9 protein-coding genes are annotated in these 9,029 nt (G+C 69.5%); 5 read left to right on the top strand and 4 right to left on the bottom strand.

Features of this window, described 5'->3' with window-relative positions:
* The first annotated feature begins 111 nt into the window (after positions 1-111).
* From A7A76_RS04060 to A7A76_RS04045, 4 genes are all read left to right on the top strand, one after another.
* Positions 112-759: a DUF4166 domain-containing protein gene (locus tag A7A76_RS04060; RefSeq protein WP_206409994.1), complete on the top strand. Its 648-nt coding sequence runs from the start codon at positions 112-114 to the stop codon at positions 757-759.
* Positions 756-1,691 carry a nucleoside hydrolase gene (locus A7A76_RS04055; protein ID WP_206409993.1) on the top strand — a complete coding sequence of 312 codons (936 nt, stop codon included), beginning with the start codon at positions 756-758 and terminating at the stop codon, positions 1,689-1,691. The genes A7A76_RS04060 and A7A76_RS04055 overlap by 4 nt, the downstream gene beginning before the upstream one ends.
* Before the next feature lie 224 nt (positions 1,692-1,915).
* Positions 1,916-2,158: a type B 50S ribosomal protein L31 gene (locus tag A7A76_RS04050; RefSeq protein WP_206409992.1), complete on the top strand. Its 243-nt coding sequence runs from the start codon at positions 1,916-1,918 to the stop codon at positions 2,156-2,158.
* A gap of 687 nt (positions 2,159-2,845) precedes the next feature.
* Positions 2,846-4,126, top strand: a complete 1,281-nt coding sequence (locus A7A76_RS04045; RefSeq protein WP_074864812.1) for a citrate synthase — start codon at positions 2,846-2,848, stop codon at positions 4,124-4,126.
* A 114-nt stretch (positions 4,127-4,240) separates the two neighbouring features.
* On the opposite strand, the gene A7A76_RS04040 is transcribed toward A7A76_RS04045, so the two are convergent.
* Together A7A76_RS04040 and A7A76_RS04035 are read right to left on the bottom strand one after the other, a co-directional pair.
* On the bottom strand, positions 4,241-5,266 hold the full coding sequence (locus tag A7A76_RS04040; protein WP_206409991.1) for a hypothetical protein: 1,026 nt from the start codon (positions 5,264-5,266) through the stop codon (positions 4,241-4,243).
* 64 nt (positions 5,267-5,330) lie between these two features.
* The gene (locus A7A76_RS04035) at positions 5,331-5,984 is read right to left on the bottom strand and encodes a hypothetical protein (protein ID WP_206409990.1); all 654 of its coding nucleotides are present in this window, start codon (positions 5,982-5,984) and stop codon (positions 5,331-5,333) included.
* Between the two features lie 151 nt (positions 5,985-6,135).
* Between A7A76_RS04035 and A7A76_RS26250 the strand changes: the two genes are divergently transcribed.
* Entirely contained in the window at positions 6,136-6,192 is a 57-nt protein-coding gene (locus tag A7A76_RS26250; protein ID WP_428995077.1) for a DUF6053 domain-containing protein, read from the top strand.
* On the opposite strand, the gene A7A76_RS26245 is transcribed toward A7A76_RS26250, so the two are convergent.
* A complete protein-coding gene (locus A7A76_RS26245; protein ID WP_354520999.1) occupies positions 6,174-6,239 on the bottom strand; it encodes a DUF6053 domain-containing protein in 66 nt (21 codons plus the stop codon). The genes A7A76_RS26250 and A7A76_RS26245 overlap by 19 nt on opposite strands.
* Positions 6,240-6,334: 95 nt before the next feature.
* Entirely contained in the window at positions 6,335-8,881 is a 2,547-nt protein-coding gene (locus A7A76_RS04030) for a penicillin-binding protein 1A (RefSeq protein ID WP_206409989.1), read from the bottom strand.
* Between the last annotated feature and the right edge of the window lie 148 nt (positions 8,882-9,029).

Here is a 9,029-nt window from a genome sequence, read left to right as displayed (position 1 = left end):
GCCGGCGGCCTTGCCGGATCGGCCGGCTCGCCGCGCCGGCGCCGTCGGCAGGCCCCACAGACGCGTTTTTTTTGGCATATAGTGTCCCGCCCGCTGGAGATACGGCCCCGGATGCCGGGACTTCCCCACAACGCGGCGACCCACTGGTTCGGCCCGGCGTTCGAGCGGCTGCACCCCTTGCTGCAGGCGCTGCACCGCGACGGCGGCGCCCTGGCCGGCGAGATCGACCTGCGCACCGGCAGCGGCCCCGCCGGCGTCCTCGGCCGCCGCCTCGCGCGCCGCCTGGGCATTCCCACCGACCGCGCGCGCCGCGGATTCCGCGTCGACATCGTCCACGAGCCCGGACGCATGCTGTGGCTGCGCCGCTTCGACGACGGCAGCGAACTGCGTTCGGTGTTCGAGCCCGTCGGCCGGTTTCCCGACGGCCATTGGCTCGAAGCCACCGGCCCGGTGCGCATGCGCCTGGGCGTGGATCTGGACGACGGCGGCTGGCGCTGGCGCCTGCTCGGCCTGAGCGCGCGCGGCCTGCCGCTGCCGCGTTTTCTGTTTCCGCGCACCGATGCCTACAAGCGCATCGAGCGCGTCGGCGGCGAAGAGCGTTATCGCTTCGCCGTGTCGTTTTCCTGGTTTCCCTTCGGCGAACTGCTGCGCTATGAGGGCGCACTGCACGCTGTCCCGGCCGTTACGGCCTCCACGGCCGATCCGGCCGGCGCGGCGACTGTCGCTGCGCACTGTTCCGCACAACGAGTGACTTCATGACCGATCGCATTCCCTTGCTCATCGACACCGATCCCGGCGTGGACGACGCCCTGGCGCTGTTGATGGCGTTCAACGACCCGCGCCACGACATCGTCGGCCTGACCATCGCCGCCGGCAACGTCGGCCTCAAGCACACCGTGGCCAACGCGCTGAAGCTGTGCGAAGTGGCCGGCCAGGACATCCCGGTGTTCGCCGGCGCCGACGCGCCGTTGCTGCATCCTTCGCCCGACGCCGGCTACGTGCACGGCCAGGACGGTTTCGGCGATGTCGGCTATGAAGCCGCCCAGCGCCAAGTGGAAGCCGAACATGCGGCGCTGGCGATCATCCGCCTCTCGCAAGAACACGCAGGCAAGCTGTTGCTGGTCGCGCTGGGCCCGCTGACCAACCTCGCGCTCGCGCTCAAGCTCGATCCGACCCTGCCGCAGCGCATCGCGCGCCTGGTGGTGATGGGCGGCGCGGTGACCTGCCAGGGCAACATCACCCCGGCCGCCGAGTTCAACATCTATTTCGATCCGGAAGCCGCGCACATCGTGTTCGAAGCGTTCGAACGCCTGGACCTGGCCGATTGGGAAGCGGTGATCGCGCACGGCCTGCACCACGATCGCGTGGTCGGCTGGCTCGCCGCGGGTTCCGAGCGCGGCCGGTTCTACGAGCGCATTTCCGAGAAGACCCGGTTGTGGTCGATCGACCGCCGCGGCGACGAATGGCACGCCGCCGATGCGCTGGCGATGGCGTTCGCGCTCGAACCCGACGGTGCGCTGGACGTGCAGGAACGGCCGGTGTCGATCGAACTGGAAGGCACCCACAGCCGCGGTGCGACCATCGTCGACTGGCGCCGGCAGGAAGGGCGGGCGGATAAGGCGGCGATCTTGATGAAGTACGATCAGGCCCGATTCGAGCGCTTGATCGCGGCGGCGCTGGCCGCGGGTTGAGTCGGAGAGGCTCGCTCGGGGCCCGCATCGGGCCTCGGGTTGGGCGGCGGGGCGTGTCCATCGGTCCGACCGGGCTCGGTCAGGGGCTGATTCGCCTGGACGGGGCGGGGCAGGGGTTCTCAGTACCCCCTGCGATGAATTTCTTTGCCCCACACGGACTTGCGCAAACCGCCAAGGGGTGTCTATACTGCCCGACTTTCCCGCACACCTTAAGGTTGAGTGCCATGAAGGCAGGCATCCATCCCGAATACCGCGACGTCGTGTTCCAGGACGTCACCACCGATTTCCAGATCCTGACCCGTTCGACCCTGTCGAGCAAGGAAACGATCAAGCTCGACGGCGCCGAGTATCCGCTGATCAAGGTCGACATCTCGTCGGCTTCGCACCCGTTCTATACGGGCAAGCACAAGATCATGGACACCAGCGGCCGCGTCGACAAGTTCCGCAAGCGTTACGCGCAGAAGTAAGCGCGTGCCGCGCCGGAGCGATCCGGCAGGGACTTGGCTTCACGCACATCGCTGTACGCACAACGGCTGCCCGCGAGGGCGGCCGTTTGCGTTTGCGGCGGTTTCGCGCGGGTCATTGGGTGCGGTGTTTTCGATCTGATCCGAAGGCGTCGGGACTGAAGTCCCTCCCACAAGAGCTTGCGGCCGATCCGTCGGGCACTTGTGGGAGGGACTTCAGTCCCGACGCTTTTCTGCCAGCCTTCGACGATCCCGCCGCAAGCCGAGCCAACCCGGCGCCACGCCGAACTGAGCCTCCCGGCTACAGCCCGGGCCCAGCGATCCTGTCCCGCCGCCCCACGCGCTCGCAACCGACCGCTCCGGCAAGCCGCCCGCCGCCTCCATACCCGAACCGCCGCTGCCGAATCGACCTCGGCGCGCCGCCGCCCGCTGCCGTCGTCGCCGGCACCGCCAGCCGCCACATCCCGGCAACCGCCCGGTCGAATACTGACCGCCGGCGGCCCGCGCGCCGCAACGCAGCGTCGCGTCCGTACCGGCGTGCCGACCAAAGTCCGAGCTTGGGCTCGGAATGCGTTGTGCGATAATTCACTATCGCAACGTGCTTGCGACCCCCCGTTCCCCTCCTGTCGCGGCCATCCCTGCGGCAGGCAGACTGAGGAGTGTTTCGTGTCCGAAGATTCCAACAAACGCCTGGACCAGGTGAGCGTCACCGCCGGCGACAAGAACTTTGCGCTGCCGGTGCAGCATCCCACCCTCGGCGCATCTTGCGTCGACATCGGCAAGCTGCCGAAGGAAACCGGGATGTTCACCTACGACCCGGGCTTCACCGCGACGGCGAGCTGCAAGTCGGCCATCACCTATATCGACGGCGACGCCGGCGTGCTGCTGTACCGCGGCTACCCGATCGAGCAGCTGGCCGAGAAGTCGAACTTCCTCGAAGTCGCCTACCTGCTGATGAACGGCGAACTGCCGACCGCGGGCGAATTCTCCAAGTTCGAACACGAGGTCACGCATCACACGATGATGCACGAGGCCTTCCGCACCTTCCTGTACGGCTTCCGCCACGACGCCCATCCGATGGCGATGCTGGTCGGCATGCTCGGCTCGATGGCGAGCTTCTACCACAACGAACTCGACCTGGAAGATCCGGAGCAGCGCCGCCTGGCCGCGATCCGCCTGATCGCCAAGGTGCCGACGATCGCCGCGGCCTGCCACCGCTATTCCATCGGCTGGCCGATCCGTTACCCGAAGAACAGCCTCGACTACACCACGCGCTTCCTGCACATGCTGTTCGAAGTGCCGAGCGAGCCGCTGGAGCTGAGCCCGGTCGCCGCCAAGGCGATGGACCTGCTGTTCATCCTGCACGCCGACCACGAGCAGAACGCCTCGACCTCGACCGTGCGCCTGGTCGGCTCGACCGGCGCCAACCCGTACGTGAGCGTCGCCTCCGGCGTCGCCGCGCTGTGGGGACCGGCGCACGGCGGCGCCAACGAAGCCGTGCTCAAGATGCTCAACGAGATCGGCCGCCCGGAGAACGTCAAGTCGGCGGTCGAGAAGGCCAAGGACAAGGAATCGGGCTTCCGCCTGATGGGCTTCGGCCACCGCGTCTACAAGAACTACGACCCGCGCGCCGCGCTGGTGCGCAAGATGACCCACGACGTGCTCGGCGAGCTGGGCATCAACGACCCGCTGCTGGACGTGGCGATGAAGCTGGAAGAGGCGGCGCTGAAGGACGATTACTTCGTCCAGCGCAAGCTCTACCCGAACGTCGACTTCTACTCGGGCATCATCTACAAGGCGCTCGGCATTCCGGTGGAGATGTTCACCGTGATGTTCGCCATCGCCCGCACCGCCGGTTGGGTGTCGCATTGGCTGGAGCAGCAGAACGATCCGGAAAACAAGATCGGCCGTCCGCGCCAGATCTACACCGGCCACGGCGTGCGCGATTACGTGGCGTCGGACAAGCGCTGATCCGTCGATCCATCGCGATCCGCCGAACGCGGATCGCGGCGGACGCAGCGAGCACAACGCCCCGCTTCGGCGGGGCGTCGTCGTTTTCGGCGCGGGCAGCCGCGGCGCGGCGGCTCAGCCGTCGATGTCGGGGAAGCGGCCGCGCGCGCAGGCGCGCAGGCGTTCGGCGGCGGCGGGATCGCTCGCGGCCAGTTCGTCGGCCAGATCCATCTGCGCGCCGGGATCGCCGGCCAGGGCCGCGCGCCAGCGCAGCCGCGCGGACTGCTCGCGCTCGGCCGGCGCGGTGCTGCCGTGCTCGTAGGCATCGGCCGCGCCCAGGCTGCGCGCCAGCGCGTTGTAGCCGGCCGGGATGTCGCGGTCGAGCAGCCAGGCGGCGATGGCCTGGGCGGACTCCCAGTCTTCGTGTTCGTACAGCGCCAGCTTGGCCAGCGCCGCGGCCGCGCGCCAATGGCCCGTGCGCGCAGCGGCGACCAGCTCGGCTTCGCCGGCCGGCGTGCGCGGGCCCGCTTCAAGCGCGGCGCGGAAGCGGCGCTGTCCGGCGTCCGCCAGCGGCGGCGTGGCGCCGGCCCGGGCGCAGTCGAAATCCGCCGGCGTCCGCTGCGCATCCGCGCTCTTCTCCCACTGGGCCTGCGCGGCGAGCGCTCGGCGCAGACGCTGCGCCACGGCTTGCTCGTCCAGCCCGGTCCAGGCGGCGCGCTCGCGCCGGCGTTGCAGGGCCTGTTCGAGCTGGCGCTCGGATTCGGCCTCGGCCCGCTCGCGGGCGCGCGAAGGGCCGGCCTTGCCCCACTCGATGCAGCGCTCGAACTCCGCCTGCGGCCGTTTCCAACAGGCGGCCGCGATCCGCACCGGATAGCGCATCACTACGGTTTCCAGCGCGTAGCGCTCATGGCCAGGACGCGCGGCCACGGTGGCGCGCGCCTGCTCGTCGCTGATGCTGCGGCTGAGCACGGTGCCGTCGTCGAGCTGCCATTGGTAGGGCTCGTTGCTCCAGTGCGGGTCGAGTTGCAGGTAACGCGCCTGCGCCGCCGCGGGCTCGGCGCCCGCGGCGCTGCCGGCGGGGGCGAGCAGCGCGAGCGCGGCCAGGGCGAGGGCGGGCAACGCGCTGGGCGCGATGGGGCGGTGCGGGGGGCGGGCGGTCATAGTGCAGTCCCTTGCGGCGTCGGCGCAGTATTCCATGCGCCGCGCGCCGCCACGTTCGCAGGTTTCAGCCGCGCTCGTACAGCGCGATGTCCTCTTCCGCCAGCAACTGCCGCAACTGCGCGGCCGAGGCGCGTTTCATCGGCTTTTCCTCGACGTTGGACAGCGGCGCCTGGCGCAGCACGTCCAGCGGCAGCACGGTCAGGTCGAAGCCGAGCTCTTCGGCGCTGAACACCCATACCGGGAAATCCTCGCTGCGCTCGCGGTCCAGGCGCAGCCGGCGCTCGCGCGTCTCGGCGGGAATGTGGTGCTGCTCCAAGAAGCGCGGCACCGCTTCGAAATCGTCGCAGTACAGGTGCAGCGCGACCGGGCTGCGGGCGTCGGCGGTGCCGTCCAGGACCGGGCCGACCAGGCGCGGTTCGAAGCCGGCGAAGAACTCCATCGCGCGCAACGCGGCTTCGCGGCGCTGGCGCAGGCCGTCGGCGTGTCCGTGCTGGAACAGGCGCTGGTACTCGCGCAGCGCGTCTTCGATTTCGCGGTTGGCCGGCAGCGAGGCGTCGTCGAAGATGCCGAGCCGTTCGGCGGCCTTGAGCTTGGCCTGGTGGTAGTCGCGGTAGCCGCTTTCGGCCATCAGCCGGGCGGCTTCGTGGGCCACGCGCCGGCGGCGTTCGCGGGTGCGGGTCTGCGCATGCTGGTGTGCGTGCTGTCGGGCCTGGTGCATCTCGACCTCCGGGCGGGCACGTCACGGCGAGGGCGCTCGCCGCGGCCGGGTTGTACCGGCAGCCCAAAGCTAGCACGTCCCCGCGGCACGGCAATGTCTGGACCGGTCCGCGCTCCGAGGCGCCAGATCGGGCAAGCGGGGCGGCGTTCAGGTGATTGTGGGAGGGCCTTCAGGCCCGATGCTCTTGTTTCAGATTGCCGCGACCTGACCGGAAAGCGTCGGGCCTGAAGGCCCTCCCACAACAGCTTGAAGCATCGGGCCTGAAGCCTTAGGCCAAGGCCGGAGGCTAGGCAGAAAAAAAGCCGCACGCGCGAGGCGTGCGGCTTCGGTTCGCAGCGGCGAAGCGCCGGTCAGAAGATGTCGAACGATTCTTCCGACGGGGCCTGGTCTTCCTTGCCGTAGTCGGTATAGGTCTGCATCCGCTCCAGATCCTCGGCCTTGACCCACTCGACGATGCCGCCGGCGCCGTCGGGGATCAGCGAGCCGTTGGCGCCGACCGAAACCTTGACCATGCCTTCCGGCGGCTCGTTGGGCTGGATCGGCTTGTCCTTGAGCGCCACGCGCATGTAGTCGATCCAGATCGGCAGCGCGGCCTTGCCGCCGTATTCACGGTAGCCCAGCGACTTGTAGTTGTCGCGGCCGACCCAGACGGTGGTGACGTACGGCCCGCCGAAGCCGGAGAACCAGGCGTCGCGGTGGTCGTTGGTCGAACCGGTCTTGCCGCCGACGTCGTCGCGGCCGAGCACCTTGGCCGCGGTGCCGGTGCCGCGCTTGACCACGTCGCGCAGCATCGAAACGATCTGGTACGCGATGCGGTCGTCGATCGCGCGCGGCGCGACCTTGAGCTGCGCGATCTCTTCCGGGGTGAGCTTCTTCGCCGGCTCTTCGGGCTTGTCCTTCTTCTTGTCCTTGTCCTTGGCCGCCTTCGGATCGGGCTTCTTGGCGTCGGCGACCGCGCCCGGCGCCGGGCCGAGGTCGAAGCCGTCGACGATGTTGCTGGCCGGCAGCGCCGCGCTCGCAGTGCCGCCGCGGCCGACGCACTGCGCGCAGGCGGTGGCGGGCTTTTCCTTGAACACCACCGCGCCGGCGCGGTCCTTGACCTCGTCGATGAACCACGGCTCGACCCGGAAACCGCCGTTGGCGAAGGTGGCGTAGCCGCGCGCGACCGACAGCGGGGTCAGCGAGGCGGTGCCCAGCGACATCGACAGGTTCGGCGGCAGTTGCTCGATGTCGAAGCCGAAGTGGCTGATGTACTTGCGCGCGAAGTCGACGCCGATCGCGTCGAGCAGGCGCACCGAGACCAGGTTGCGCGACTGCACCATCGCCTCGCGCACGCGCATCGGGCCGGCGAAGTTGCCGCTGTCGTTCTGCGGACGCCAGATGTGGCCGCGGCGGTCCTTGAACACCACCGGCGCGTCGAGCACGATCGAGGCCGGGTTGTAGCCGCGTTCGAACGCGGCCGCGTACACGAACGGCTTGAAGCTCGACCCCGGCTGGCGCCGCGCCTGGGTGGCGCGGTTGAACTTGGCGCCGGCGAAGCTGTAGCCGCCGGACAGCGCGCGCAGCGCGCCGTTGGACGGCTCCAGCGAAACCAGCGCGGCCTGGGCTTGCGGCAGTTGGTCGAGGCGGTAGCTCACCGTCGGCGGCGCCGCGGTTTCGCCGGGCTTGGGCTCGGCGGCGGCGGTTTCGAGCTTGGCGATGCGGGCCAGATCGCCGCGCTTGAGCAGGCTGCCCGGGCTGCGGCCGAGGAAGCCCTGCTTCTCGCCGAGGGTCAGTTCGGTGCCGTCGGCCAGCACCACGGTGGCCTGGGCGCCGGCGACGGACAGCACCACCGACGGCAGCAGGTTGGCCTGGGCCGGGATGCCGCGCAGGCGCACGCGCGCGGCGGTGGCGTCTTCGCTGGGCGCCAGTTCGAAGTGCTGCTCCACGCCGTGCCAGCCGTGGCGGCGGTCGTACACCGACAGGCCGTCGCGGATCGCCTTGTCGGCGGCGATCTGCAGCTCCGGCTCGATCGTGGTGGTGACGTGGTAGCCCTTGGTCAGCGCTTCGGCGCCGTAGCGGGCGACCATCTCCTGGCGCACCATCTCGGCCACGTACGGCGCGTACACCTCGACCGGACGCTCGTGCGGGGTGGCGTGCATCGCCACCGCCTTGGCCGCGTCGGCCTCGGCGCGGGTGACGAAGTTCTGCTCGGCCATGCGGTCGAGGATGTAGTCGCGGCGGATCTTGGCGCGGTCGGGATTGTTCAGCGGATTGCCGCTGGACGGGAACTTCGGGATGCCGGCCAGCGAGGCCATCTCGTCCAGGCTCAGCTCGTTCATCTTCTTGCCGTAATAGAACTCGGCCGCGGCGCCGACGCCGTAGGCGCGGTTGCCGAAGAAGCTCTTGTTCAAGTACAGCTCGAAGATCTCGTCCTTGCTCAGTTCCTGCTCCATGCGCATCGCCAGCAGCATTTCGCCGAGCTTGCGCTTGTAGCTGTATTCCGAGCTCAGGAAGTACTGGCGCGCGACCTGCTGGGTGATGGTCGAGCCGCCCGGCACGCGCTTGTCGTCGGTGGTGGCCAGCAGCCACACCGCGCGCGCGATGCCTTTGTAGTCGATGCCGTGGTGGGTGTAGAAGCGCGAGTCCTCGATCGCGATGAACGCGTTCTTGAGCCGGTCGGGCACGTCCTCGATCGCCACCGGGTAGCGCCGGGTCTCGCCGAACATGGCCATCAGGCGGCCGTCGCGGGCGTAGACGTACATCGGCTCCTGCAGCTCGATCGTGCGCAGGGTCTCCACGTCCGGGAGCTTGGGCACGATCAGGTAGTACAGCGTGCCGAGCGCGATCGCGCCCAGCAGGGCCGCGCCGATGAACGCGTACAGCGCCCAGCGCAGCCAACGGCGAAGTCGGGACATCTATCGGGTTCCGGGTTGTCGTGTGGTCGTGGCGGGCAAGTATAGAGGAGGCCGGAACGCGACCCAGGCCTCGCTTCGCCGCCGGCCGGGGTGACGCGGCGCGGCACCCCGGCCGGCGGCGCCGAGGGCGGCGGAAACGCCGTCGCAG

Source organism: Lysobacter enzymogenes (assembly GCF_017168095.1).
In the GTDB taxonomy this organism is placed as follows: Bacteria; Pseudomonadota; Gammaproteobacteria; order Xanthomonadales; family Xanthomonadaceae; genus Lysobacter; species Lysobacter enzymogenes_D.
The sequence above is the reverse complement of the archived record's forward strand: the minus strand, read 5'-3'. Positions and strand labels throughout refer to the sequence as shown.

Excerpts from the sequence above, each read along its gene's own strand:
- A7A76_RS04040 (WP_206409991.1), bottom strand. The coding sequence starts at position 5,266 with ATGACCGCCCGCCCCCCGCACCGCCCCATCGCGCCCAGCGCGTTGCCC.
- A7A76_RS04055 (WP_206409993.1), top strand. The coding sequence starts at position 756 with ATGACCGATCGCATTCCCTTGCTCATCGACACCGATCCCGGCGTGGAC.
- A7A76_RS04060 (WP_206409994.1), top strand. The coding sequence starts at position 112 with ATGCCGGGACTTCCCCACAACGCGGCGACCCACTGGTTCGGCCCGGCG.
- A7A76_RS04050 (WP_206409992.1), top strand. The coding sequence starts at position 1,916 with ATGAAGGCAGGCATCCATCCCGAATACCGCGACGTCGTGTTCCAGGAC.
- A7A76_RS04035 (WP_206409990.1), bottom strand. The coding sequence starts at position 5,984 with ATGCACCAGGCCCGACAGCACGCACACCAGCATGCGCAGACCCGCACC.
- A7A76_RS04030 (WP_206409989.1), bottom strand. The coding sequence starts at position 8,881 with ATGTCCCGACTTCGCCGTTGGCTGCGCTGGGCGCTGTACGCGTTCATC.